We start from the raw sequence: 24,163 nt of genomic DNA, 5'->3' as shown, positions 1-24,163 counted from the left end.
GACCTGGGTCACAGCCCTTGATCGTTCCAATATGTACGCCGCAGGGCGGACGTTAGCCTCGGCGACAACCGTCGCCGCAGCGTTGCCGGACGGGTCAATCAACACTCCACGACACCACCGTCGATGCGCTCGACGGCCGGAGGCGCCTTCGCTCAGCGAGGCGACCACCGCGAATGCGCGAGAGGGAATCCGCAGGCATGACCGCCATTTCAGAAACTTCGGCTCCGACCACCCACCAAGGAATCCTGGCGTGGGTCACCGAGATCGCCGAGCTCACCCAGCCCGACAACATCTACTGGTGCACCGGCTCCGACGAGGAGTGGGAGCAGCTCACCGTGGCCCTCGAGGGCACCGGCACGTTCACGCGGTTGAACCCCGAGATCAAGCCCAACTCGTTCCACGCGGCCTCCGACCCCACTGATGTGGCGCGAGTCGAGGACAAGACCTTCATCTGCTCGGTCGACGAGAAGGACTGCGGGCCCACCAACAACTGGATGGAGCCCGAGAAGATGAAGGACCTCATGCGCGGGCTCTACGCCGGCTGCATGAAGGGCCGGACGATGTATGTCATCCCCTTCGTCATGGGTCACCTCGACGCCGAGAAGCCGATGTTCGGCATCGAGCTCACGGACTCCGCCTACGTCACCGTCTCGATGCGGGTCATGGCGCGGATGGGCACCGAGGTCCTCCGCAAGATCGAGGAGATCGGCGAGGACGTGCAGTGGGTCCCCGCGCTCCATTCCGTCGGCAAGCCGCTGGCCGAGGGCGAGGCCGACGTCCCGTGGCCGTGCAACGACACCAAGTACATCGTGCAGTTCCCCGAGGAGCGGATGATCTGGAGCTTCGGCTCCGGCTACGGCGGCAACGCCCTGCTCGGCAAGAAGTGCTACGCCCTGCGCATCGCCAGCGTCATGGCGCGCGACGAGGGCTGGATGGCCGAGCACATGCTCATCCTCAAGCTCACCTCGCCGGCCGGCGTCACGAAGTACATCGCCGCTGCCTTCCCGAGCGCGTGCGGCAAGACCAACCTCGCCATGCTCAAGCCCACCATCCCGGGCTGGAAGGTCGAGGCCATCGGCGACGACATCGCGTGGATGCGCGTCGGCGAGGACGGTCGCCTGTGGGCCGTCAACCCGGAGTTCGGCTTCTTCGGCGTCGCGCCCGGCACCAACGAGCACACCAACCCCAACGCCATGGCGACGATCAACAAGGGCAACTCGGTCTTCACCAACGTGGCGCTCACCCCCGAGGGCGACGTGTGGTGGGAGGGCCTGGAGAACACCCCGGCCCAGGCGACGTCCTGGAAGGGCCAGCCCTGGACGCCGGACAGCGACGAGCTGTCCAGCCACGCCAACAGCCGCTACTGCACGCCGATCAAGCAGTGCGACATGCTCGCTGCCGAGTACGACGACCCGCGCGGCGTGCCGATCGACGCGATCCTCTTCGGCGGGCGTCGCAAGACGACCGTCCCGCTCGTGACCGAGGCCCGCGACTGGACCCACGGCACGTTCATGGGCGCCACGCTCTCCTCGGAGACGACCGCTGCCGCCGTCGGGGCCGTCGGCCTCGTGCGTCGCGACCCCATGGCCATGCTGCCGTTCATCGGCTACAACGCCGGTGACTACTTCAGCCACTGGATCAACATGGGCAAGGACAACGACGAGTCGAAGATGCCCAAGATCTTCTACGTCAACTGGTTCCGCCTCTCCGAGGACGGCGACTTCCTGTGGCCCGGGTTCGGCGAGAACAGCCGCGTCCTCAAGTGGGTCATCGAGCGCCTCGAGGGCACGGCCGCCGCGGTCGAGACCCCGATCGGCCACGTGCCGGCGCCGGGCTCGCTCGACATCGACGGCCTCGACATGACCCCGGAGGCCATCGAGGCCGCCCTCGCGGTCGACGTCGAGGAGTGGAAGGCCGAGATCCCGCAGATCACCGAGTGGTTCGAGAAGTTCGGCGACGACCTGCCGGCCGTCCTGTGGACCGAGCTCGACGGTCTCAAGGAGCGCCTCGGCGCCTGATCGCCCAGCGTCACCACTCCGGCCCGCCAGGATCCCTGATCCCGGCGGGCCGGAGCCGTTGTTGTGGAAAGATCGGCCGGTCATTGAAAGCCACGACGACGCTGGGAGGTGTTGTTGGCGTGAACTACGGGCCTGATGAGCGCTCCGTCTTCGAGACAGCCGCGACCGACCTCTACGAGGAGCTCGTGGGGTCAGCCGGCCTCGACGCGCAGGATCCGCGTATCCAGGAGGGTGGCAGCGCTGCGGGACCGTTCGCGCTGCTCCAGGACATCGGCCTGGTCACCTTCGACGAGGGCGAGGACCGGTGGGTGCCGGTCGATCCCTCGATCGTCCAGTCGCGTGTCGTCTCCCCGCTCGGCCAGCAGGGGGCCGAGCTGATCGCCGAGTCGGCCCAGTGGGCGAAGGCCTTCCAGGGCCTCACCCATGCGTGGCGTCGCTCGCCGGAGGCGCTGCGTGGGCCCTTCACCGAGCTGCGGGGCAGCGCGATCGGGGCCCACATCACCTCGGTGGTGGCTGACGCGTCGGGGGAGCTGCTGACGGCCCAGCCGCAGACCAACCGCGCCATGCAGCACCTGCCCGACGTGGTCGTCGAGCGGGACCGGGCGGCGCTGCGACGCGGCGTCTCGATGCGCACGCTCTACCAGCACGCCGCGCGCCGGTCGGCCGCCACGGTCAACTACGTCGCCGCGGTCACGGCCGAGGGAGCGCAGGTCCGCACCCTCGACGAGTTCTTCAACCGGTTGATCGTCGTCGACCGGCGGATCGCGATCATCCCGGGCCGCGAGCACAACTCGGCGCTCGTGGTGCGCGAGCCGTCGGTCATCGCCTACCTCGCCGACATCTTCGACCGCTCCTGGGAGCGGGCCCGTCCGTTCACCAACAAGGACACGTCGGTGGTGCGAGACATCGCCGCCGAGCAGCGGGCCATGACGATCCGGATGCTGATCGGCGGCCACGCAGATCCGAGCGGCGCTGCGCGGCTGGGCGTCAGCCCGCGCACCTATGCGGGCTACGTCTCGGAGCTGAAGCAGGAGTTCGAGGTCGATTCCCGGTTCCAGCTGGGCTACGAGATGGGGCGCCGCGGCATCACCGGTCGTGACGTGCCGTCAGGGGAGGGGCTGGGGCCGGCTCCCGACCCCGGTTTCTGATCGGGTCAGAGGTTGGAGCTGACCTCGGGCCAGGAGGTGTCGGTGCGTGCGTCAACCGTGCCAGCGGTGCCGGCGGTCAGAGCGACCGCGCCGACCGACAGGACTGCGGTCAGGGCCGCTGCTGCGATGCGTCGTCCGGAGATCATGTTTTCATCCTCTGTTGTGTGTCAGTCTGAACCGAGACCGGCCTCCATTGTCGGTGACCTGGGCCAGATGTCCATCATGGGTGACGCTGCGAGTCTGTGCATTGCACGTTCTCGCACGAGTGCCGAAATGGACTCTGGCCCCCACGGATGAGGGCCAGAGGTGGGCGGAGGCGGAGGGATTTGAACCCTCGATGGGGTTGTAGCCCCAAACCCGCTTAGCAGGCGGGCGCCATAGACCGGACTAGGCGACGCCTCCATGCTCGGGCCTCAGGGCCAGAGCACGGATGAGGTTACTAGGCGCGTCGGGCCTTTGCCGAATCGCACCCGGCCCGGCCCTCGCGCAGGCTCCTCAGAGCGGCCGCAAGCCGTGTCCGCGCTGGAGATGGGCCTGCAGGTCGCGGACGAAATCCTCACGATCACCGGCCAGCAGCTCCACGGGGATGGTGGTCGTCGCCCCCGAGCGCAGGCGGAGCACGACGACGGGTGAGTCGGCCGAGGTCGTGGTGACGGCGTCCTCGACGTCCTTCCAGCGAGCGGCGGCGACGCCGACGCCGCGCACCCACTGGACGCGGTAGCCGTCCTCGGTGAACCGGACGACCCAGCCACGGCGGCCGAGGACGACCGCGCCGGTCAGCAGGGCACCGATCCCGATGAGCGCAGGAACCAGCAGGAGGGCGGTGTGCAGGTCCAGGAAGGCGACCAGCCCGGTGGTGATGAACACCAGCGCCGCGATGGCGATCAGCAGCACCCCCATCAGTCGGGCAGCGACGGGGGGAGCGACTCGGTATTCGGACGGCACGTGAAGATTGAACACAGGCGGCCGAGGTTGTGCCAATCCAGCCCTTGTCCAACTCTGTGGTGCGGGTCACACTCGGATCATCACTGTCAACGTCAACCACTCCGGGAGGCCGCGCATGACGAGTGCCACCGCCGCCTTGTCAGAGCTGCACCGCGCCCTCGATGCGCCCCGCGACGTCGGGGGCGTCGCCGCGGGCAACTGGCGCTGGACCGTGCGCCAACGCATGACCGGCGTGCGCGACGTGCTCATGCGCGAGTCGGAGCACCCCGACGACGCCTGGCTGAGCGCGCGCCGCGGCACCGCGCTGCGTGAGCGCCGCGCCCTGCTGGCCCGCATCGGCGAGCTGGGCCCCGAGGTGCTCGAGAGTCCCGACCTCGACCAGGTCCGGATGCAGGGCCTGCGACTGCTCAACGACATCAACCACCACCTGCAGCGGCTGCACGACCTGGCCTACGACGACGTCGAGCTCGAGCTGGGCGGCTCGGAGTAGCCCCACCGCATCTCCTAGAATGCTGCAGTGCCGTCCTCGGGCGGCACGAGGAGGGGTGCCGGAGCGGCCTATCGGAACCGCCTTGAAAGCGGTCGTAGCGAGAGCTACCGCGGGTTCAAATCCCGCCTCCTCCGCCAAGCGTTAGGCTCCGCCGGGTGACCTGGTTCAGCAGCCCCGACGACGCCAGCGCCCGCCTGCACGAGGCCGGTTACCTCGCGGACGCAGCGACCGCGACGACCGCCTATCTCGCCGGCGCGCTCGAGAAGCCGCTGCTGGTCGAGGGCCCCGCGGGCGTCGGCAAGACCGAGCTCGCGAAGGCAGTGGCCCGCTCCACGGGCGCTGAGCTGATCCGGCTGCAGTGCTACGAGGGCCTGGACGAGGCCCGCGCGCTCTACGAGTGGAACTACAAGAAGCAGCTGCTGCGCATCCAGGCCAGCGGTGCCGACCAGGCGTGGAGCGAGACCCACGACGACATCTTCACCGACGAGTTCCTGCTGACCCGCCCGCTCCTGACTGCCATCCGCCGCGAGGAGCCGACCGTGCTGCTCATCGACGAGGTCGACAAGACCGACGTCGAGGTCGAGGGGCTGCTGCTCGAGGTGCTGTCCGACTTCCAGGTCACCATCCCCGAGCTGGGCACCGTGTCCGCGACCCGCCGGCCCTTCGTCGTCCTCACCTCGAATGCCACCCGCGAGCTGTCCGAGGCAGTGAAGCGTCGTTGCCTCTACCTCCACCTCGACTATCCCGACGCCGAGCGGGAGCGCGAGATCGTCACCTCGCAGGTCCCCGGCCTCGACGACGCCGTCGCCAAGCAGCTGGTCGACGTGGTCGCCCGGATGCGTGAGCTCGAGCTGAAGAAGGCGCCCTCGATCGCCGAGTCGGTCGACTGGGCGCGCACCTTGATCGCGCTGGAGATCGGTGACCTCGACGAGGCGGCGATCCAGCGCACGCTGGGTGTCGTCCTCAAGCACTCCTCCGACCAGGCACGCGCGGTCAAGGAACTGAGGCTGGCCGGGAAATGACCCTGCTCGACACCCACATCGGCTTCATCGAGGCGCTGCGCTCGGCGGGCCTGTCCGTCTCGCTCGCCGAGGGCCTCGACGCGATCGAGGCGATGCGACGCATCGGGTGGGGAGAGCGCGACGTGGTGCGCACGGCGTACGCCGCCACGCTGGTCAAGAAGCAGGCCCAACGCGTCACCTTCGACGCGATCTTCGACCTCTACTACCCACGGCTGGTCGGCGCCGGGGTGGCGGGCGAGCCGGAGTCCGACGGCGTGCGCGACAACGGGGCGGCGCTCACCAGGTTCACCGACGAGCTGGCCGACGCGCTCGCCGACACCGACGCGGAGAGTCAGCGGCTGCAGGACCTCGCGGTCGAGGCGGTCGGCAGGTTCGGCGCGATGCCCGGCCGTGGTCCGGGGCTGTCCAGCTGGTCGGCGTACACCGCTCTCCAGCGCGTCTCCCCGGGGCAGCTCATCGGGCAGCTGGTCGCCGGGCTGATGGCCGACGGCATGGTCGAGGAGGACGCCGAACGGATCGCCGGGCGTCGCATCGGCTCCTTCACCCGCCTCGTGGAGGACGACGCGCGTCGCCGCATCGCGGAGGAGAAGGGGCCCGAGCACGTCGCGAACATCGTGGTCCGGCCGACCATCGACAGGCTCGACTTCACCGCCGCCCGCCGCTCCGACCTGGAGGAGATGCGGCGCGAGATCTATCCCCTCGCGCGCCGGCTGGCGACCCGGCTCACCAAGCAGCAGCACGCGCGCCGCCGCGGGGCGCTGGACTTCCGGCGCACGGTCCGCGCGTCGTTGTCCACCGGCGGCGTGCCGATCGAGACCCACCACCGCCCGAAGCGGCCCCACCGCACCGAGCTCGTCGTGCTGTGCGACGTCAGCGGCTCGGTCGCCAACTTCGCGCAGTTCACGCTGCTGCTGGTCTTCGCGCTGCGCGAGCAGTTCCACAAGGTGCGCGCCTTCACGTTCGTCGACCACGTCCACGAGGTCACCCACCACTTCACGCCCGGCGGGGACGTCGTCGAGGTCATGGAGAACCTCGCCGCCAGCACCGCCCACGCAGCGCTGTGGGGGCGGACCAACTATGGCCGCGCCTTCACGAAGTTCGCCGAGGAGCACGCCGACGCGCTGGGACCGAAGACGTCGCTGCTGATCCTGGGCGACGCGCGCTCCAACTACAGCGACCTCGCGCTGCCCGTCCTGCGTGAGCTGGAGGACGCAGTGCGGCACGCGTGGTGGCTCAACCCCGAGCACACCCGGCACTGGGGCACCGGCGACAGCGCGGCCCCGGCCTACGGCGAGATCGTGCCGATGGTGGAGTGCCGCAACCTGACCCAGCTCGAGGAGTTCGTCTCCGCGATCTCGATGGGGACTCAGCCGGCGAGGTAGCCCAGCTCGGTGATCCGGCGGATCTCGGCGCGCAGGCCCGGGTGCTGGGCCGAGTCGGCCGCGCGGCCGCCGGCGACGTAGGGCTGCTCGCCCACGTCGGCGCCGTCGTAGACGACCGTGACGCGGTTGGCGACGTCGGCGTTGATCAGCGACCCGAGGAGCGCGACCGGGTCGGCCCGGTCCTCCAGGGAGAGCACCCGCGTCTCCTCCGGGATGGAGGGAACCTGGGCGGACGGGGCACCGGCGGTGACGACCTGGTCGACGACGAAGGCCGGCGAGGCGGCCGCCGACGCGATCTCGGCCGCCGCTGCGCCGCCGTACGACGAACCGACGAGCATCACGCGGGCGCCCGGCTCACCGTCGACGGCCTGCTCGATCGCGCGCACGACCTGACGGACGTAGGTCGTGGTGTCGTTGCCGACGAGTCGCAAGCGACCACCCTCGTGGGCCTTGTTGCCGGGGAGGTAGGCGATGTAGCGGCCCGCGCCGATGCGCTGGACGCTGATCCGGCGGTCGGCGGTGGTCAGCTTGACCATGAGGTCCTCGATCGAGGCCGGGAGGGCCGCGTCGCCGACGGGCTCGGCGGCCGGCTCGGCGGCGGGGGTCTCGGCGAACCCCGCGGCCGCGTCACGCAGTGCGGAGGCCGCGTCGGTGGGGAAGGGCTCGACACCGATCGCACGCAGGCCGCCGCGCGCGGCAGCGGCGCCGCTCTCGGAGGACATGACGCCGGCCGTGAGCAGCGAGCGCATCTGCAGGCCCTCGAGCAGCCCGCCACCGTCGGTGAGGTGCTCCATCAGCTCGGGGTGGCTGTCGGCCAGCTCGTTGAGGTAGGCCGCGACACCGTCGCGGTCGAGCGAGTCGGTCTCGATCAGGCCCGCCGAGACGATGGCGCCGCCGAGGGCCACCTCGGGAGCGAGGTAGCCGATGGCACGACCCGCGATGGAGCCGAGGGTCTTGAAGGCCGCGGCCTGCAGCTCGTCGATCCACTGGTAGGTGAGGACCGTGGCCCGCACGACGAGGGCGTCGGCGTCGAGCTCGACCGAGCGGGTCAGCAGGCCGTGCTTGCCGGTCGTGGCGGCGCGGATGTCCTCCTCGGCCTGGGCGTAGGTCGCCTCCGACAGCTCGGCCGAGTCCGCCACCTCGGGGTCGGCGAGGATCGCGCCGCCGAGCCGGGCACGCTCGCGCATCTCGGCGCCCGAGGCGTCGAAGAAGTCGGCGAGCGCGAGCATCTGGTGGTACTTGTCGGCCTCGACCGCGGCCTCGGAGATGCGTCGGCCGCCGGGGGTCTGGGCTTGCGGGGAAGTGCTCATGCGATCACCTGGGCGAGGACGGGCGCGAGCTCGGTCGCGAGATCGGCGGGGAGGGTACGGCGCACGCGGAGCCTGGACTCGGCACCGCTGGTGTGCGGCGAGAGGGAGTGCCAGCCGTCGGCCAGCAACACCCACGACACCAGGCCGACGTCGGTCGCCTCCTCGTCGGACACCCGGGCGGCGAGCACCCGGAGCCGGCCACGGCCCTCGGTGTGGATGGCGCCGACCGCCGTCGCGGCGACGCTGTCGTCGAGGGGCTCGGCCCGGCCGTCCGCGATGCCGTCGCCGTGCTGGCTCATCAGCACCGGCACCAGGTCGGACCGACCGGCGCGCAGCGCCTCGCCGATCGCGTCGACGAGGTGGAAGGGCAGGTCGATGTCCTCGGGGACGGAGGACTCGCCCAGGGCCACGTCATCGGGGATGGCGGCCACACGGGCGAGCTCCCCGGGCCACTGGTCGGCCGCGAACCACGCGAGCTCGAAGACCAGTCCGTCGCTGGTGGCCAGCGTCGCGACCGCGCCGCCGGCCTGCCGGTGCCAGGCCTTGACCTGGGAGCCCGGGGCCGCGACGTCGAGGTCGAGGGCGAGCGTGGGGGTGGCGAGCAACCCGATCGCGCCGGTCAGGCCGGGGTCGATCCCCTCGTCGGTGATGAGGCCGCGGCGGCGCAGCGACTCGTCGGCGTCGTGGAGCGAGGCCAGCGCGGCGGCGTACGCCTGGTCCTCGACCGAGCCGCGGGACTGGCCGAGGCGGCCCTCGAGGCCGTCGGGACCCGAGGCCTCGACCAGGTCGAAGGGGAGCGGCGCGTCGCCGGCGAGGCTCGCGACGTGGCGCAGCTCGGGCAGCGTGAGGGCGATGCGGCGGGGCAGGCCGTCGAGGAAGCTCGCGGCCGGGGGCGGCGGCGTGGTCAGGTCGATCGTCACCATGTCAGAGTCCCGGCAGTTCGACGCTCAGCCAGTCCTTGTGACCGGCCGGAGGGGGAGTGAAGGCGGCGAGGACGGCATCCTCGTCCGCAGGCTGTGCGCCGCTCTCGGGGTCGAGCGCTGCGATCCGTGAAGCGGCGTCGCTCGTGAGGGACTCGGCGCGGTGGCGGGTCGCCTCGATCGTCTCCTTGCGGGCGTCGACCTCGGTGAGGTGGCGAGCCAGTGAGTCGGCTGCCGTCTCGTGGTGGTCGGCGGCGACGCGCAGGTGGTTGGCCCGCTCCTTGATGCGGGTGCGCATGGCCTCGGCAGCGCGTCCGTGCCAGGGGACGCTCTCGGCCTGGGCGACCAGGCGGTCGGCTGCGGCGCGGATGTCGCCGCCCTGCTCGCGCAGCTGGGCGACACGCTTTCGCGATGCGGCTGAGTCGCCGTACATCGGATCACACCTTTCCTCGTCGTCCCCGTGCATTACCTGTGCACCGCCCTTCCCCGGGCGCGTGGATCTCAAACCCGTCAGGTGGGTCTGCTTTCACGTGACTTGTGCGGGCAGCCAGTCCCCGAGGCGTTCGAGCCCGAGCCGGACCGTCTCCTGGGGCCCGGCGAAGCTGAGTCGGACGTGCCGATCGCCCACCTCGGTGTCGAAGTCGATGCCGGGTGCGAGCGCGACCCCGGTCTCGGCCAGCAGGCGGTGGCAGAAGGCCATCGAGTCGTCGGTCAGGTGGCCCACGTCGGCATAGACGTAGAACGCGCCGTCAGCCGGGGCCAGGCGGTCGATGCCGAGGGAGGCGAGGCCGTCCAGGAGCAGTCGCCGGTTGCCGGCATAGCGTTCGACATGGGAGTCGAGCTCGGCGTACGACGCGTCCGTGAACGCCGCGACGCAGGCCCACTGCGCGATCACCGGCGGACAGATCGTGAAGTTGCCGGTGAGGATGTCGACGGCCCGGCGCAGCCGCTCGGGGACCAGCATCCAGCCGATCCGCCAGCCGGTCATGGAGAAGTACTTCGAGAACGAGCTGAAGACGATCGCCTCGCGCGACGTCTCCCACGCGCTGCGCGACAGGGCGGGCGAGGCGTACTCGATGCCGTGGTAGATCTCGTCGGAGACCAGCTGCACCCCGGCGTCCTCGCACCAGCTCGCGATCGCGGCGAGCTCGGCGGGCAGCAGCATGGTGCCGGTCGGGTTGGCCGGGCTGGCGATGACCAGCCCCTTGATGTCGCCGCACGCCTCGAGCTGCTCGACGGTGGGCTGGAAGCGGTTCTCGGGCCCGCACGGGATCTCGACCACCTGGCACCCCAGCGCCGTCAGCACGTTGCGGTAGCAGGGGTAGCCGGGCCGCGCCATCGCCACCCGGTCGCCGGGCTCGAAGGCCGCGAGGAAGGCGAGCAGGAAGCCGCCGCTGGAGCCCGTCGTGACGACCACGTCCTCGGCCGTCACGTCGATCCCGTGCTGGCGCCGGTGGTGTACGGCGATCGCCTCCCGAAGCTCCGGGACGCCGGCCGCCACCGTGTAGCCGAGAGGGTCGGACCCGCCGAGCAGCCGGATCGCCTCGTCGCGCACCGGCTGCGGTGCGCCCGTGCTGGGCTGGCCGGCCACGAGGTTGACCAGGTCGCCGTGGGTGCGCTGGCGCTCGGCCGACGCTGCCAGCAGGTCCATGACGTGGAACGGCGGCACGTTGGCGCGCTGGGCCACGGCCAGGCGGGAAGTCATGCAGGCAATGTAGATGCGGACGCATGACGCCCGGCCCGCCGGCCGAAGTAGGAGCCCTCGCCGAGCTGGGTGCCGGAGGAGTAGCCGGCGCCGTCCTGGGCGATGTTGGCCGCGCAGGCGCCGGCGGCGTACAGACCGGTGATGACGGTCCCGCCTTCGGACAGGACGCGGCCGTCGACGTCGCAGGCCATCCCGCCGAGGGTGAAGCCGGCGTAGAGCGCCGAGCCCAGGGTGAGGTCGAAGGCCCCCCACGGTCCCTGGTCCTGCGGGGCCAGCCAGTCGGGGTGCTTGTGGAAGTCGGGGTCCTCGCCGGCGCGCGCGTGCTCGTTGTAGACCGCCAGGGTGGAGACGAGCGAGCCGGTCGGCAGCCCGAGCCCGACCTCCATCTCCTCGACCGTCTCCCAGCCGTCGATCAACGGGCACAGCGGCATCGCGGGCTCGGCCATGTGTGCGCTGTCGAGGATGAGGTAGGCGGCGGAGCCAGGCTGCTTCATCACGTGGAAGGACGTCCGCGAGTGGTAGGAGTCCTCGGCGACGAAGCGCCGGCCCTCCTTGTTGACGACGATGCCCTTGACGAAGTCGGAGGGCGGGTAGAACGGCGCGGTGATGAAGGCCTCGTCCATGTGCTCCCACGCGGCGCCGACGGACTTCCCGAGGCGCAGCCCCAGCCCGTCGTCGTAGGTCGAGCCGAGGGTGAAGAGCTTGGAGCCGAGCGAGGGCGTGTGGGCGGCGACCATGTCGGGGTTCATCACGAAGCCGCCGGCGGCGATCACCACCGAGCCGGCGCGCACGACGCCGGTCTCCTCGAAGCGCTTCCACGCGACACCGACGACGGCACCGGACGCGTCGGTCACGAGGTTGGTCGCGCCGGTCTCGAAGCGCACCTCCGCGTCGGTCTCGGCGATCCGCTCGGCCAGCAGGTCGAGCACCAGCCCGCCGCCGCCGGTGTCACCCGGCCTGGGCACCTTGTGCCCGCGGGGCGCAGGCGTGACCCGGTCGCGGAACGGCCAGACCTTCTCGTTGCCGGTGAACATCAGCCCCTCGGTGCCGGGCTGGATGACGGCCTTGCCGGCGAAGAACGACCGCTCGAACTCGAATCCCAGTGCCTCGAGCCACTCGAGGTGGGCGGCCGACTCGTCGGCGTACGCACGGATCTTGACCGGATCGGGCGAGGGCGTGACGGCCATCAGGTAGTCGAACATCGCGTCGGGTGAGTCGTCGTGTCCGGTGGCGCGTTGTACGGCGGTGCCGCCGCCGAGGTAGAAGTGGCCGCCCGACATCGACGACGTGCCGCCGTGGACGGCCGCGCGCTCGAGCAGCAGCACCCGGGCACCGGCGCGGGCCGCCTCCAGGGCCGCGCACGCGCCTGCCATCCCGAAGCCGACCACGACGACGTCGAAGGCCTCCGCGCCTGCCAGCGACGACTCGTCCAGCACGGACGGCAGCGCGGTGCCCTTGGTCTCGACCACGGCGCCAGACTAGAACACGTTGCAGTTTGCCGGGAGCCCTGCACCGATAGGATCAGGACCCGACTCCGAGCCGACGAGGAATGAGGCGCGAGTGACGTTCGATGTCCACCAGCTCGACTCCTTCCTGCTCGTGGGCTCGCTCGTCACGCTCGTGGCGATCCTCGCGGTGCGGCTCTCGGCCACGGTCGGCCTGCCCAGCCTGCTGTTCTACCTCCTCATGGGCGTCCTGCTCGGCGAGTCGGTGCTCGGCATCAACTTCGAGGACGCCCAGCTCGCACACGCGCTCGGCTTCGGGGCGCTCGCGCTGATCCTGGCCGAAGGCGGCCTGACGACCAGCTGGCGCGAGATGCGCCCCTCGATCAGGCTCGGCGTCTCGTTGGCGACCGTCGGGGTGGCCGTCTCGGTGGCGGTCGTCGCGGTCGGCGCACACTTCCTGCTCGGCCTGCCGTGGGAGCTGGCGATCCTGCTCGGCGCGGTCTGCTCCCCGACCGATGCCGCTGCGGTGTTCTCGGTGCTGCGCGTCGTGCCGCTGCCCAAGCGCCTGACGGGCGCGCTCGAGGCGGAGTCGGGCCTCAACGACGCCCCGACCGTCGTCCTGGTCTCCGTCATCTCGACCGGTGCCGCCGCGGAGAGCGGGCTCCTCCACGTCGCCGGCCTGATCGTCTTCGAGCTCGCGGTCGGCGCCCTGATCGGAGTCCTGGCCGGCGTCGTGGGTGCCTGGATCATGCGCCGCGTCGCGCTGCCGTCGTCCGGTCTCTACCCGCTCTCCGTGCTCTGCCTGGCCTTCGTCGCCTACGGCGGCGCCTCGGCCCTGCACGCCTCCGGCTTCGCTGCCGTGTACGTCGCCGCGCTGCTGCTCGGCAACCAGGACCTCCCGCACCGGGTGGCGACCAGGTCGTTCGCCGAGGGGCTCGCGTCGCTGGCGCAGATCGGGCTGTTCGTCATGCTCGGCCTGCTGCTCTCGCCGGATCGCATCACCCTCGAGATCGTCAGCCTGGGCATCGTGACCGGGCTGATCCTCACCTTCGTCGCCCGCCCGCTCTCGGTCCTGGTGAGCTCGGTCGCCCAACCCATGCCGTGGCGTGAGCTGTCCTTCATCTCCTGGGCCGGGCTGCGCGGCGCCGTACCCATCGTGCTGACGACCATCCCGCTGGCCGAGGGCGTGGACGGCGCCGACAAGCTCTTCGACATCGTCTTCGTGATGGTGGTGGTCTACACCCTGCTGACCGGGCCGACGCTGCCGCTGGCCGCTCGCGTGCTGCGCGTTGCGCGGCGATCCGAGCCCCGCGGGCTCGATGTCGAGGCGGCGCCGCTGGAGCGGGTGGCGGCCGACCTGCTGCAGGTGACCCTGGCGCCCAGCTCACGCATGCACGGCGTCGAGGTCGGTGAGCTCCGGCTGCCCGCCGGCGCCTCGGTGTCGCTGGTCATCCGCCAGGGCAAGATGCTGGTGCCCGAACGACGCACGGTGCTGCGCCACGGTGACGACCTGCTCGTCGTGACGCCGCGCAGGTCGCGGGAGGCCACCGAGGAGCGGCTGCGCCAGGTGTCGTCCGGAGGCCGACTGGCCCAGTGGCTCGGCGACGGGAACCCGCAGCGGGACTAGGGCTTGCGGCTCACGGGTCGGGGTGACAGGTCAGCGTCTCTGGGGATGCTGACTTTTGATGGTCAGGCAGCAGTCTGCCGGATGCGGCGCTTGAGTTCTCTTTTGACTTGCAGCGGGGTGCGACCGGCCATGTAGTCACCGTGGTTGGGACGCTCGTTGTTGTAGTCGGTGACCCAGGCCTGCAAGGCCCTGTCGAGCAGTGCGACGTCCTCGACCCGGCCTCGGTGGAAGTGGGGCCGGTAGAACTCGTGCAGCACGGTTCCGTGGAATCTCTCGCACACCGCGTTGTGGTTCGGTGACCTTGGCGGGATCCGGTGATGGTGCAACCCGAGCTCGCCCACGCGGGCCTGGAATGCCTTGCCGACGAACTCTGGGCCGTTGTCGGTCAGGACTCCTTCGAGGGTGATGCTGTGCTTGCGTAGCGCCTTCTTCAGATGGTCGAGCAGCAACGCCGTGACGGCGGCGGTCTTGTCCCCGACAACGAGCTGGACGACCGCGATCCGGGTCGCGATGTCGACCGCGGTCAGTTGCCACACCGCGCCCACACCCTTGAGACGCCCGACGTAGAACGCGTCCAGGGCCACGACCTGGCCCGGGCGGGAGGCGTACTGGCAGAACCCGAACGGGCCCTCCATCGCGGCCTCGGTGAGTTGCCCCGTCTCGGTGGCAGTCAGGCTGGCCAACGCGATGACCCGCTGCTTCGCGGTGCCGAGGTTGTGGCGTCGCAGGACTTTCGCGACCCCCGAGGCCGACCGATCGACACCACGCTTCTTCAGGTGGCGCAGCAACGACTTCGGCCCCAGCGTCGGCCTGGCGATCGCCTCCGACAAGATCACCGCGACCTCTTCGGAGGTCATCGCGTTCGGCATGTGAGGACGACGTCGCTCACGCGGCAGCAACGCCGAGAGACCGTACTGCTCGGCCTTGTTGACCCACTCGTAGTAGGTCTTGCGCGAGATGCCGAACACCCGGCACGCCTCGCTCACGTTGTTGATCCGGGCGGCGTGCTCGATCACTCGCACACGCCTGTCATAGACAATGTCGTCGTGGGTCACGGAATGGCTTCCTGTTCTCTAGATCTCAGCAATCCAGAGACTGTCTTCCGTGGCCCACCCCTACACGCAGGCACACCGGGTGTCACCCCAACCCGTGATCCTTAAGGACTAGGGCCTACTGGCCGGCGGACGGGCTGCAGAAGGTGGAGGTCTCCACGGCGGTGACCGACTCGACCTCCTTCTTGCGCAGCGCCTTGAACGACTCGCCGACCACGACCACGATCCCGCGGCCGAGCTCCTCGCCCGAGACGATCTTCGCGGCCTTGAACTGACGGGCCACGAGCCGCACGGCCGCGTTGCGGGGCTGGTCGGTCCAGATCTGGACGCCGGCGACCTTGGTCGGGGCGTTGTCGCTGTCGGCGCCGACGAAGCCGCGCTGCTCGAGCTGCGCCATCGTCGCGCCGGCCAGGCCGTTGCGGTTGCTGCCGTTGAAGACGCTGACGGCGACCTGGTCGCGGAAGACCTCGGTGCCGGTGTTGACGGTGACGTCGGTGCACAGCGGAGGCGGCTCGGTGCTGGGGAACGGCTTCGTGACCGCGTGCCAGCCCCAGACCGCTGCGATGACGAGCAGGGCTCCCAGTGCGAGCAGGGTGAGCGCGGACTTCAGGGATGCCGTCATGGGGCCGCCACCTCGTGGACTCGTGCGTGCAGGACGTTGCGCTGGTGGAGGGCGGCGCGCAGGGCGCGGTGCAGGCCGTCCTCGAGGTAGAGGTCGCCCTGCCACTCGACGACGTGGGCGAAGAGGTCGCCGTAGAAGGTCGAGTCGTCGTCCAGCAAGGTCGCGAGCTGCAGCGTGTCCTTCGTGGTGATCAGGTGGTCCAGGCGCACCTGCCGCGGCGGGATCTTGGCCCAGTCGCGAGGCTCCAGCCCGTGGGCGGGGTAGGGACGTCCCTGGCCCACCCCCTTGAAGATCACGGCGCGACTATATCGACGCACCCGAACCCCGCGTCCCGGGCCGCTCGTCCTGACTAGGCTTCCGCCCATGACGCAGACTCCCGAGCAGCCGGCACCACAGGACCCGATCACCGCTGCCGTGGCGCCCGGCTACGCCTTCGAGGGCACCGCGCTGGAGCTCGGCGGCCTGATGCTCAACGCCACCGACCTCTCCGACGTGCAGATCCGGATCCCGCTCGGGATGCTCAACCGCCACGGGCTCGTCGCCGGCGCGACCGGCACCGGCAAGACCAAGACGCTGCAGCTCCTCGCCGAGCAGCTCAGCGCCAACGGGGTGCCGGTCTTCGCGGCCGACATCAAGGGCGACCTGTCCGGCCTCAGCGTCCCCGGCGAGGGCGGCGAGAAGATCGCGGCCAGGGCCAAGTCCGTCGGCCAGGAGTGGACCGCGACCGGCTTCCCGACCGAGTTGTACGCCCTCGGGGGCGAGGGCATCGGCGTACCCCTCCGCGTCACGATGACGTCCTTCGGGCCGATGCTGCTGAGCAAGGTGCTCGGCCTCAACGACACCCAGGAGTCGAGCCTCGGACTGGTCTTCCACTATGCCGACCAGGCCGGGCTGCCGCTCCTCGACCTCGCCGACCTGCGCGCCGTCGTGCAGTTCCTCACCAGCGACGAGGGCAAGGCCGACCTCAAGGGGCTCGGCGGCCTCTCCAGCGCCACCGCTGGGGTGATCCTGCGCGAGCTGATCTCCTTCCAGAGCCAGGGCGCCGACACGTTCTTCGGTGAGCCGGAGTTCGAGTCCAGCGAGCTGCTCAAGGTCACCGCGGACGGCAAGGGCGTGATCAGCCTGGTCGAGCTGCCCAACCTGCAGGACCGCCCCGCGCTGTTCTCCACGTTCTTGATGTGGCTGCTCGCCGACCTCTTCCACGACCTGCCCGAGGTCGGCGACATCGACCGGCCCAAGCTCGTCTTCTTCTTCGACGAGGCACACCTGCTCTTCGACGACGCCTCCGAGGCGTTCCTCGACCAGATCGCCCAGACGGTGCGACTGATCCGATCGAAGGGGGTCGGCGTCTTCTTCGTGACGCAGAGCCCCACCGACGTGCCCGACGAGGTGCTGGCCCAGCTCGGCTCGCGCATCCAGCACCAGCTCCGCGCCCACACGCCCAACGACGCCAAGGCGCTCAAGCAGACGGTCAACACCTACCCCAACTCCGCCTACGACGACCTCGGCGAGGTGATCACCAGCCTCGGCATCGGCGAGGCGGTCGTGACCGTGATGAACGAGCGCGGTGCACCCACCCCCGTCGCGTGGACCCGGCTGCGAGCCCCCGAGTCGCTGATGGCGATGGCGGAGACCGCCGCGATGGAGGCAGCCGTCAAGGCCAGCCCGCTGTTCGCGAAGTACAGCGAGGTCATCGACCGCGAGTCCGCCCGCGAGAAGCTCGCCGCCCGCATCGAGGAGGGCGCGGCCAAGGCCGCGGAGGACGCCAAGGTCAAGGAGATGGCGCGCGAGCAGAAGGTCGAGCGCGTCACCAAGCAGGCGAAGAAGGACGACGACGGCATCGTCATGGACGTGGTGCGGTCCAGTGCCTTCAAGGACTTCATGCGTACGGCGGCGCGCGAGGTCGCCCGCGGGATGTTCAAGTCCGGACGCCGATGACCCACGGTGACGACCTGCGCCTGCTGCTGGACCTCGAGGAGATCCGGCGGCTGAAGTACGCCTACTTCCGCTGCATCGACACCAAGGACTGGCCGGGTCTCGCGGCCTGTTTCGTGCCCGAGGCGACGGCGACGTACCCCACCCAGGACTGTGCCGACCTCGACGCGATCCTGGCGTTCATCAGGACCTCCCTCGTGCCCGACCTGGTGACGATGCACCACGGCCACCACCCGGAGATCCGCGTGGACGGGGACTCGGCCACCGGCACGTGGTACCTCCACGACCAGGTCTACGCACCCGCCTTCGACTTCGCGCTCGAGGGCGCGGCGCTCTACTCCGACCGCTACGTCCGCACGCCCGAGGGCTGGCGGATGTCCCACACCGGCTACGAGCGGATCTTCGAGAAGAAGACCACCGTCGCCGGCGCCACCATCGAGCAGGGCGCGCGCTCGCGCGGAGAGCACCCCGCCTGAACTGTTGCCCCAGGGCGCCGCTCCGGTGTCTGCGGGTGCTCCATCTGGGTACCGCCAGGTTCCCGCCGGGCGATCTCGGTCGGCGGCCCCCGACCCGAGGAGCACAGGATGAGCCAGGACTACAGCAGCCGCGACCGCGCCGACGACCCGGAAGCCACCGACGTCGAGACGCAGGAGACCGGGACCGGCTCCGGTCGGGGCGGAACACTCGGGACCCCCAGCTCGCTGCCCGAGGAGGAGCCGCCATCGGCGGATCAGGAGGCCAATGAGGCCGTCAGCGGCGGCGGGATGGTGGATACGTCCACCGAGGGCGAGGCGAAGAGGACCACTGACTGAGTCGGGGGCGTGCAACCGTCGAGCTGACGTAGCGGTCATGAAGCTCCACGCACATGCGTGGACTTTCAGGCTCGAGCATCGGTCCAGGGATGAATCTCCACGCACACGCGTGGAGATTCATCTGAGTCGGCTGCGCACGCGGACGTAGTGCCTGGTGAGCTCGGTCGCCCGCTCGTCTTGATCACTCACGTCGTCGGGTCGGTCCACGCGAGCTGCGCGACCTCGATCCCCTTGTCACGGGTGACGACGCGAGCGCGGCCGGGCGGCGCCGGCTGCGGACGCAGGTTGCCGATGAGGGCACCCTCGTCGCGCGGACCGGAGAGCAGGATGCCGGGCATCGCCAGGTCGCGCATCGACTGCAGGACGGGTTCGTACGACGCGCGCGACGCGCCACCGACGCGGCGGGCCACGACCAGGTGGAGCCCGGTGTCGCGCGCCTGCGCCATCAGCGGCTGCAGGGCCTGGACCGGTGAGGACTGGGCGGTCGCGACGAGGTCGTAGTCGTCGACCACGACGAACACCTCGGCCCCCGTCCACCACGACCGGTTGCGCAGCTGGTCGGGCGTGACGTCGGGCCCGGGGATCCGGCTCTCGAGGTAGGCCGCGATGTCCTTGAGCGTCGGCGTCGCCTGGGTGGCCGAGGTGAGGTAGTTGAGGAGGTATTCGTCGGGGACCTCGCCGAGCAGCGAGCGCCGGTAGTCGACGATGACGATCTGCGCTTCCTTCGGGGTCCGCGTGCGCATGACCTCATGGACGTAGTTGCGCAGCAGCGCGCTCTTGCCGGACTGGCCGTCGCCGTAGATGAGCAGGTGCGGCTCGGCGTTGACGTCGATCGCGACCGGAGCCAGCTCCTTCTCGTTGATGCCGATGAGGATGCGCTTCTCGTCGATCTTGCGGCGGACGGCGTCCTCACGGATCCTGTCGAGGCTGATGAGCTCCGGCAGCAGCCGCAGCTTGGGCCCGGGTGCGCCCTTCCAGGCGGTCGTCGCGCGCTCGATGAGGTCGTCGACGCCCTCACCCAGCGTGGCTGAGTCCCCGTCGCCGTCGACCCGCGGCAGCGCGCCGAGGAAGTGCAGCTTGCTCGGCACCAGGCCTCGACCCGGCCGACCGGTCGGCACCAGGGCAGCGACCTTGCGGTCGATCTCGGAGTCGACCGGGTCGCCGAGCCGCAGCTCGAGCTTGGAGCCGAAGACGTCGCGCATCGCTGCGCGGAAGTCGGCCCAGCGCGTGGACGCGGCGATGATGTGCAGGCCGAAGGTCAGACCGCGACCGGCGAGCTGCTGGAGCTCGATCTCCAGGTCGTCGAACTCGGCACGCAGGGTGCTCCAGCCGTCGATGACCAGGAACACGTCGCCCCAGCCGTCGTCGGCGCGGCCCTGGGCCCGACGGCTGCGGTAGGTCTCGATCGAGTCGATGCCCTGCTCGCGGAAGTAGGCCTCGCGGCGATCGACCACGCCCTGGATCTCGGCGACCACACGTCGTACGACATCCGGCTCGGACCGGGACGCGACACCGGAGACGTGCGGGAACCGCGACAGCGGCGCGAACGTGCCGCCGCCGAAGTCGAGCACGAAGAACTGCGACTCCGCCGGCGTCGAGACGAGGCCCATGCTGGTGACGATCGTGCGGAGCAGGGTGCTCTTGCCGGAGCGCGGACCGCCGACGACGGCGACGTGGCCCGAGGCGCCCGACAGGTTGAGGGTCATCGTGTCGCGGCGCTGCTCGCGCGGTCGGTCGACGGTGCCGAGCGGGATCACCAGGCCGTTGAGGTTGCGCCACTGGGGCGAGACGAGGCCGAGCTCGGGATCCTCCACGAGGTCGGGCATCAGCTCGTCGAGCGTGTCGGGGACGTCGAGCGGCGGCAGCCAGACCTGGTGTGCGGGGTTGCCGACACCGATCATCCGGTCGACCGCGATGTCGAGCAGCGAGGGCTGCTCGCCCTGCTGCTGCACCGGCATCGACACCACGTCGTCCTCGCTCTCCAGCGGCTCGAGCGCGAGGACCTCGGAGATCGTGAAGGGCAGGATGCCGCGCACGTGGCCGCCCTCGTCGCGGCTGACCCGGGCCCGGCCGCTGGGCGGCCCCGAGACGTACGCCGCCTTGAATCGCAGCAGCGTGGACTGGTCGGGCTTCAGGTAACCGAGACCGGGGACCGCGGGCAGCTCGTAGGCGTCGGGCACGCCGAGCACGGCGCGCGACTCGCCGGCCGAGAAGGTGCGCAGGCCGACGCGGTAGGAGAGGTGGGACTCGAGGCCGCGCAGGCGACCCTCCTCCAGCCGCTGGGACGCCAGCAGGAGGTGCAGCCCGAGCGAGCGGCCGAGCCGGCCGATGGCGACGAAGAGGTCGATGAACTCCGGCTTGGCGGAGAGCATCTCGGAGAACTCGTCGACGACGATGAACAGCGACGGCATCGGGGCGAGGTCCTCGCCATTGGCGCGCGCCTTCTCGTAGTCGCGCACCGATGCGTAGTTGCCCGCGTCGCGCAGCAGCTCCTGGCGACGCACCATCTCACCGGACAGGGCGTCCTGCATGCGGTCGACGAGGGTGAGCTCGTTGGCGAGGTTGGTGATGACGGCCGAGACGTGCGGCATGTCGGCCATGCCGGCGAACGTCGCACCACCCTTGAAGTCGACGAGCACGAGGTTGAGCTGGTCGGGCGAGTGCGTCATGACCAGGCCGAGCACCAGCGTGCGCAGGAACTCCGACTTTCCGGAGCCGGTGGCGCCGATGCACAGGCCGTGGGGCCCCATGCCCTGCTGGGCGGACTCCTTGATGTCGAGGTGGATCAGGCCGCCCGAGTCACCGATGCCGATCGGCACCCGCAGTCGGTCGCGGGCCGGGCGCGGGCGCCACGAGCTGGTCGGGTCGAAGGTGTGGATATCGCCGAGCCCGAGCAGCTCCATGTGGTCGGGGTTGGCCGAGGTGATGTCGACGGCGCTGCCCGAGGAGGCGTCGGCACTGATTGTCTTGAGCGGCGCCAGCCGGCGCGCGAAGGCCTCGGCGGTGGCGAGGTCGCACTGGTCGATCAGGGCCTTGACGGGCTCCTCGCGCAGGCGGATCCCGAGCACGGGCAGCTTGTCGAGCTCCGGGCGGCCCTCGGCGAACTGCAGGCGCAGCCGCGTGGAGTCCTCGAGCTCGTCCCAGCGCGCGGGCATGTCGAGCAGGGTCACGCCGTGCAGCCCGTCGGGCGGCACGACGTGGTTGCCGGGCGGCAGGTGGCCGCCGTCGATCACCAGCAGGATGTGCGGCGTGGGCGGGCGCTCGTCGGCGCCGAAGCGGGGCCGGTCGCTGAGGTCGGGCGGCAGCAGGTTGCCCAGGTCGTCGATCGAGGTGGCGACGAGGCGCCGCGGTCCGACGGCGTCCATCTCGCGCGAGCTCTGGGCGTGCGGCAGCCACTTGACCCAATCCCAGTGGGTGAGGTTGGCCTCCGAGCTGAGCACCGCGACCACGAGCTGGTCGGGGTTGTGGAAGGCGGTGGCCGAGCAGATCATCGCGCGGGCGGCCGAGCGGGCGTCCTCCTCGGGACCGCACAGCTCGATCCGGTCGAAGGCGCGCAGGTCGATCGAGGCCGGCAGGTTGGGTTGCAGGCGGTGTACGACGAGGAGTCGGTGCAGCGCGGACGCGGCTGCCGGATCGACCTGGTCGACCGGTGCGCTCTCCGGCGGGATCAGCTCCAGCGACAGAGGCTGGGCGCACAGGCCGTAGCGGACGTGCAGGAAGTTGTCGTCGCCCGGGCCGTGCTCCCACAGGCGGGTGCGCTCCTCGGCCAGCGCCGGCAGCGCGGTCGGCTCGGGGTGGTGCCACATCAGCGCGCGACGCTGCTGGTCGGCAGCGTTGCGTGCGACCTTGCGGATGTTGGCGAGGTAGCGCAGGTATTCGGTGCGCGAGCCGGTGACCTGCTGTGCACGCTGCTTCCGCTGCCGGTCGATCTGCACGATGATGAAGCCGAGCGTGGCGAACAGGAACATGCCGGCCGCCAGGAAGCTGCGGGTGCGGTTGCCGCCACCGCCCATGGTCGCGACCAGCACGATCGAGCCGAGGCTGCCGAGCATCGGGATCGCGTTCATCAGGACACCGCTGGCGCCCTCGTTGTCCTGGAGCTCCGGCGGCGGCTGCAGGACGATCTGCCCGCCGGGCATCTCCGGCTCGTCGAGCCGGTGCCCGCCTCGCAGTGCTGTGCTCACGCGTTCCCCCTCGAGACGATGGGCTCGCCGGTCGATGCAGGCCCGGTCATTCGCGACGATGATAGGTGGGTCGTCGGCCACCTACTACCCTGCACAGGGTCGGCCGGACTCGGAGGTCGGCGTGCACGAGGTCAAGGGGGAGCTGTGTCCGATGCGGTGTCCGAGGTGAGCACATCCTCCGGGCCTGCCGCCACGATCGCGATCAGCGTGCACGGCCCCGTGGGCGTGCTCGACCTCGTGGTCCCGATCGGTGCCACCCCCGTCGACGTCGGCCGGGCCTACGCCGACCAGGCCGGCATGACCGGCATCCCGCTGCTCCAGACCGCGCTCGGCGAGCACCTCCGTGCCGACCGAGCGCTCGCCGAGATGGGGGTCGAGTCGGGCTCCGTGCTGATCGCGGCCACCGGCGTGCGCCGGGCCAGGGCCAGCGACGACGACGGCTCCGGCGCCCAGCTCGTCGCCGAGACGCCCCAGGTCGCGGCGGTCGTGCTGAGCCTCGCCGCCGGTGCCGCCGCCCTGTCCGGTTGGTACGCCGCCCTGTCGGGCAACGCCGCACTGCGCACCGTCACCGTGGGGGTCCTGATGGCGTGCGCGCTCACCGCCGCGCTCCCGTGGGGACGGCACGCGAGGCAGCGCACCGCCGCGGCGCCGGCCTTCGCCGCGGCCGCCGCGTTCGCCGCCTTCTTCGAGCCCGGCGACCAGCTGACCGGGGCGGTGGTGGCCGTGGGCGCGCTGGCGGCAGCGCTGACCGCCGCGATCACCCGGGCCATGGTCGAGGACCGCGACCAGGTGCTGACGGTGTGGATCTTCGTCGGCTGCCTCGTGTTCGGGGTGTGCGCGATCAGTCCGCTGATGGAGTGGAACGACCGCGTCTCCTGGGCGGTCCTCCTCGTCCTGGCCATGCTCGGTGCGCGCTTCGCTCCCTCGCTCGCCATCGACGTACCCGACGAGGCGCTCCTCGACCTCGACCGGCTCGCCGTGACGGCGTGGTCGGCGCGCGACAAGACGAGCAGTCGACGCGGACGCCTGGTGATCCCGGAGTCGGCGATGCACCGCCTGGTCAGTGACGCCACGCGCACGGTCACCGCATCCTGCGCCGCGATCCTGCTCATCGCCCTGATCGCCACCCCGCTGCTCCTGCACACGGCGAGCATCGACCTGGACCGGATCGGGGCCAGGTGCCTGGCCTTCTTCGCCGGCGCGGCCATCCTGCTCGCTGCCCGGCAGTACAGGCACGACGCAGCGCGCCGGCTGCTGCGTGCGGCCGGCCTGGCGTGCTGGGCGTGGCTGGTCGGCTTCGAGATCGGCGACCTCACGACGACGTGGACGACCTGGGGCCTGGGGGGCGTCACGACCCTGGGCGCGATCAGCCTCGCGGCGGCCGTCGCCACGGGTCGCGGGTGGCGCTCGGTCTGGTGGTCGCGCAAGGCCGAGGTGGCCGAGGGGCTGAGCGGAGCGCTGGCCCTCGCGGCGACGGTCGTGGCGTCCGGACTCTTCCGCGCCCTGTGGGAAATGACTTCTTGATGTTTAGCGCCCCAGTGCCCGG

The 24,163-nt window shown here is 70.7% G+C and carries 21 protein-coding genes and 2 tRNA genes; 11 read left to right on the top strand and 12 right to left on the bottom strand.

The features are described 5' to 3' along the window. Positions 1–197 precede the first annotated feature (197 nt). Positions 198–2,018, top strand: a complete 1,821-nt coding sequence (locus C9J87_RS17115) for a phosphoenolpyruvate carboxykinase (GTP) (RefSeq protein ID WP_010831216.1) — start codon at positions 198–200, stop codon at positions 2,016–2,018. A gap of 119 nt (positions 2,019–2,137) precedes the next feature. Continuing rightward, positions 2,138–3,166 (top strand): phospholipase D-like domain-containing protein, encoded by a 1,029-nt coding sequence (locus C9J87_RS17110; protein ID WP_107706131.1) that lies wholly within the window; start codon positions 2,138–2,140, stop codon positions 3,164–3,166. 5 nt (positions 3,167–3,171) lie between these two features. On the opposite strand, the gene C9J87_RS19780 is transcribed toward C9J87_RS17110, so the two are convergent. The 3 genes from C9J87_RS19780 to C9J87_RS17100 form a co-directional block, all read right to left on the bottom strand. After that, a complete protein-coding gene (locus C9J87_RS19780; protein ID WP_156887118.1) occupies positions 3,172–3,312 on the bottom strand; it encodes a hypothetical protein in 141 nt (46 codons plus the stop codon). A 165-nt stretch (positions 3,313–3,477) separates the two neighbouring features. Then, positions 3,478–3,568, bottom strand: a tRNA-Ser gene (locus C9J87_RS17105). Between the two features lie 93 nt (positions 3,569–3,661). Next, the gene (locus C9J87_RS17100; protein WP_156887117.1) at positions 3,662–4,111 is read right to left on the bottom strand and encodes a hypothetical protein; all 450 of its coding nucleotides are present in this window, start codon (positions 4,109–4,111) and stop codon (positions 3,662–3,664) included. A gap of 115 nt (positions 4,112–4,226) precedes the next feature. Between C9J87_RS17100 and C9J87_RS17095 the strand changes: the two genes are divergently transcribed. The 4 genes from C9J87_RS17095 to C9J87_RS17080 all read left to right on the top strand — a co-directional run bounded on the left by C9J87_RS17095 (position 4,227) and on the right by C9J87_RS17080 (position 7,005). Continuing rightward, on the top strand, positions 4,227–4,601 hold the full coding sequence (locus C9J87_RS17095; protein WP_107706130.1) for a hypothetical protein: 375 nt from the start codon (positions 4,227–4,229) through the stop codon (positions 4,599–4,601). A gap of 49 nt (positions 4,602–4,650) precedes the next feature. Continuing rightward, positions 4,651–4,738, top strand: a tRNA-Ser gene (locus C9J87_RS17090). Positions 4,739–4,756: 18 nt separating this feature from the next. Next, positions 4,757–5,623, top strand: a complete 867-nt coding sequence (locus tag C9J87_RS17085) for an AAA family ATPase (RefSeq protein WP_010831212.1) — start codon at positions 4,757–4,759, stop codon at positions 5,621–5,623. Further along, positions 5,620–7,005 (top strand): vWA domain-containing protein, encoded by a 1,386-nt coding sequence (locus tag C9J87_RS17080; RefSeq protein WP_107706129.1) that lies wholly within the window; start codon positions 5,620–5,622, stop codon positions 7,003–7,005. Before C9J87_RS17085 ends, C9J87_RS17080 begins: the two co-directional genes overlap by 4 nt. On the opposite strand, the gene C9J87_RS17075 is transcribed toward C9J87_RS17080, so the two are convergent. From C9J87_RS17075 to C9J87_RS17055, 5 genes are all read right to left on the bottom strand, one after another. Beyond that, positions 6,990–8,315, bottom strand: coding sequence for a hypothetical protein (locus C9J87_RS17075; RefSeq protein WP_107706128.1), 1,326 nt, complete (start codon positions 8,313–8,315; stop codon positions 6,990–6,992). The genes C9J87_RS17080 and C9J87_RS17075 overlap by 16 nt on opposite strands. Further along, complete coding sequence (locus C9J87_RS17070) at positions 8,312–9,235, bottom strand: hypothetical protein (protein WP_157953245.1); 924 nt, start codon at positions 9,233–9,235, stop codon at positions 8,312–8,314. The genes C9J87_RS17075 and C9J87_RS17070 overlap by 4 nt, the downstream gene beginning before the upstream one ends. 4 nt (positions 9,236–9,239) lie before the next feature. Beyond that, positions 9,240–9,668: a hypothetical protein gene (locus C9J87_RS17065; RefSeq protein ID WP_107706126.1), complete on the bottom strand. Its 429-nt coding sequence runs from the start codon at positions 9,666–9,668 to the stop codon at positions 9,240–9,242. A 93-nt stretch (positions 9,669–9,761) separates the two neighbouring features. Continuing rightward, a complete protein-coding gene (locus tag C9J87_RS17060; protein ID WP_198652388.1) occupies positions 9,762–10,940 on the bottom strand; it encodes a pyridoxal phosphate-dependent aminotransferase in 1,179 nt (392 codons plus the stop codon). Beyond that, positions 10,937–12,409: an FAD-binding protein gene (locus C9J87_RS17055; RefSeq protein WP_198652387.1), complete on the bottom strand. Its 1,473-nt coding sequence runs from the start codon at positions 12,407–12,409 to the stop codon at positions 10,937–10,939. The genes C9J87_RS17060 and C9J87_RS17055 overlap by 4 nt, the downstream gene beginning before the upstream one ends. Positions 12,410–12,500: 91 nt before the next feature. Between C9J87_RS17055 and C9J87_RS17050 the strand changes: the two genes are divergently transcribed. Next, positions 12,501–14,012 carry a potassium/proton antiporter gene (locus C9J87_RS17050; RefSeq protein ID WP_107706125.1) on the top strand — a complete coding sequence of 504 codons (1,512 nt, stop codon included), beginning with the start codon at positions 12,501–12,503 and terminating at the stop codon, positions 14,010–14,012. A 62-nt stretch (positions 14,013–14,074) separates the two neighbouring features. On the opposite strand, the gene C9J87_RS17045 is transcribed toward C9J87_RS17050, so the two are convergent. The 3 genes from C9J87_RS17045 to C9J87_RS17035 all read right to left on the bottom strand — a co-directional run bounded on the left by C9J87_RS17045 (position 14,075) and on the right by C9J87_RS17035 (position 15,982). Beyond that, positions 14,075–15,034, bottom strand: coding sequence for a helix-turn-helix domain-containing protein (locus tag C9J87_RS17045; RefSeq protein WP_269634820.1), 960 nt, complete (start codon positions 15,032–15,034; stop codon positions 14,075–14,077). A 148-nt stretch (positions 15,035–15,182) separates the two neighbouring features. Beyond that, on the bottom strand, positions 15,183–15,686 hold the full coding sequence (locus C9J87_RS17040; RefSeq protein WP_107706124.1) for a LytR C-terminal domain-containing protein: 504 nt from the start codon (positions 15,684–15,686) through the stop codon (positions 15,183–15,185). Continuing rightward, positions 15,683–15,982 carry a type II toxin-antitoxin system VapB family antitoxin gene (locus tag C9J87_RS17035; protein WP_010831203.1) on the bottom strand — a complete coding sequence of 100 codons (300 nt, stop codon included), beginning with the start codon at positions 15,980–15,982 and terminating at the stop codon, positions 15,683–15,685. The genes C9J87_RS17040 and C9J87_RS17035 overlap by 4 nt, the downstream gene beginning before the upstream one ends. A gap of 67 nt (positions 15,983–16,049) precedes the next feature. Between C9J87_RS17035 and C9J87_RS17030 the strand changes: the two genes are divergently transcribed. The 3 genes from C9J87_RS17030 (at position 16,050) to C9J87_RS17020 (ending at position 18,433) form a co-directional block, all read left to right on the top strand. Continuing rightward, a complete protein-coding gene (locus tag C9J87_RS17030; RefSeq protein ID WP_107706123.1) occupies positions 16,050–17,624 on the top strand; it encodes a helicase HerA-like domain-containing protein in 1,575 nt (524 codons plus the stop codon). Continuing rightward, positions 17,621–18,097 (top strand): nuclear transport factor 2 family protein, encoded by a 477-nt coding sequence (locus tag C9J87_RS17025; protein ID WP_232820093.1) that lies wholly within the window; start codon positions 17,621–17,623, stop codon positions 18,095–18,097. Before C9J87_RS17030 ends, C9J87_RS17025 begins: the two co-directional genes overlap by 4 nt. A gap of 108 nt (positions 18,098–18,205) precedes the next feature. Continuing rightward, positions 18,206–18,433: a hypothetical protein gene (locus C9J87_RS17020; RefSeq protein ID WP_010831200.1), complete on the top strand. Its 228-nt coding sequence runs from the start codon at positions 18,206–18,208 to the stop codon at positions 18,431–18,433. A gap of 185 nt (positions 18,434–18,618) precedes the next feature. Here C9J87_RS17020 and eccCa read toward each other — a convergent pair whose 3' ends face one another. After that, entirely contained in the window at positions 18,619–22,617 is a 3,999-nt protein-coding gene (gene eccCa / locus C9J87_RS17015; protein WP_232820092.1) for a type VII secretion protein EccCa, read from the bottom strand. A 165-nt stretch (positions 22,618–22,782) separates the two neighbouring features. Between eccCa and C9J87_RS17010 the strand changes: the two genes are divergently transcribed. Then, positions 22,783–24,141 (top strand): hypothetical protein, encoded by a 1,359-nt coding sequence (locus tag C9J87_RS17010; protein WP_157953244.1) that lies wholly within the window; start codon positions 22,783–22,785, stop codon positions 24,139–24,141. Positions 24,142–24,163: the final 22 nt, after the last annotated feature.

Origin of the sequence: Nocardioides allogilvus (assembly GCF_003047285.1) — a bacterium.
GTDB classification, from domain to species: domain Bacteria; phylum Actinomycetota; class Actinomycetes; order Propionibacteriales; family Nocardioidaceae; genus Nocardioides; species Nocardioides allogilvus.
This window is presented reverse-complemented; position numbering and strand designations above follow the sequence as displayed.

Excerpts from the sequence above, each read along its gene's own strand:
- C9J87_RS17115 (WP_010831216.1), top strand. The coding sequence starts at position 198 with ATGACCGCCATTTCAGAAACTTCGGCTCCGACCACCCACCAAGGAATC.
- C9J87_RS19780 (WP_156887118.1), bottom strand. The coding sequence starts at position 3,312 with ATGATCTCCGGACGACGCATCGCAGCAGCGGCCCTGACCGCAGTCCTG.
- C9J87_RS17095 (WP_107706130.1), top strand. The coding sequence starts at position 4,227 with ATGACGAGTGCCACCGCCGCCTTGTCAGAGCTGCACCGCGCCCTCGAT.
- C9J87_RS17080 (WP_107706129.1), top strand. The coding sequence starts at position 5,620 with ATGACCCTGCTCGACACCCACATCGGCTTCATCGAGGCGCTGCGCTCG.
- C9J87_RS17075 (WP_107706128.1), bottom strand. The coding sequence starts at position 8,315 with ATGAGCACTTCCCCGCAAGCCCAGACCCCCGGCGGCCGACGCATCTCC.
- C9J87_RS17065 (WP_107706126.1), bottom strand. The coding sequence starts at position 9,668 with ATGTACGGCGACTCAGCCGCATCGCGAAAGCGTGTCGCCCAGCTGCGC.
- C9J87_RS17060 (WP_198652388.1), bottom strand. The coding sequence starts at position 10,940 with ATGACTTCCCGCCTGGCCGTGGCCCAGCGCGCCAACGTGCCGCCGTTC.
- C9J87_RS17040 (WP_107706124.1), bottom strand. The coding sequence starts at position 15,686 with ATGACGGCATCCCTGAAGTCCGCGCTCACCCTGCTCGCACTGGGAGCC.
- C9J87_RS17030 (WP_107706123.1), top strand. The coding sequence starts at position 16,050 with ATGACGCAGACTCCCGAGCAGCCGGCACCACAGGACCCGATCACCGCT.
- C9J87_RS17025 (WP_232820093.1), top strand. The coding sequence starts at position 17,621 with ATGACCCACGGTGACGACCTGCGCCTGCTGCTGGACCTCGAGGAGATC.
- C9J87_RS17020 (WP_010831200.1), top strand. The coding sequence starts at position 18,206 with ATGAGCCAGGACTACAGCAGCCGCGACCGCGCCGACGACCCGGAAGCC.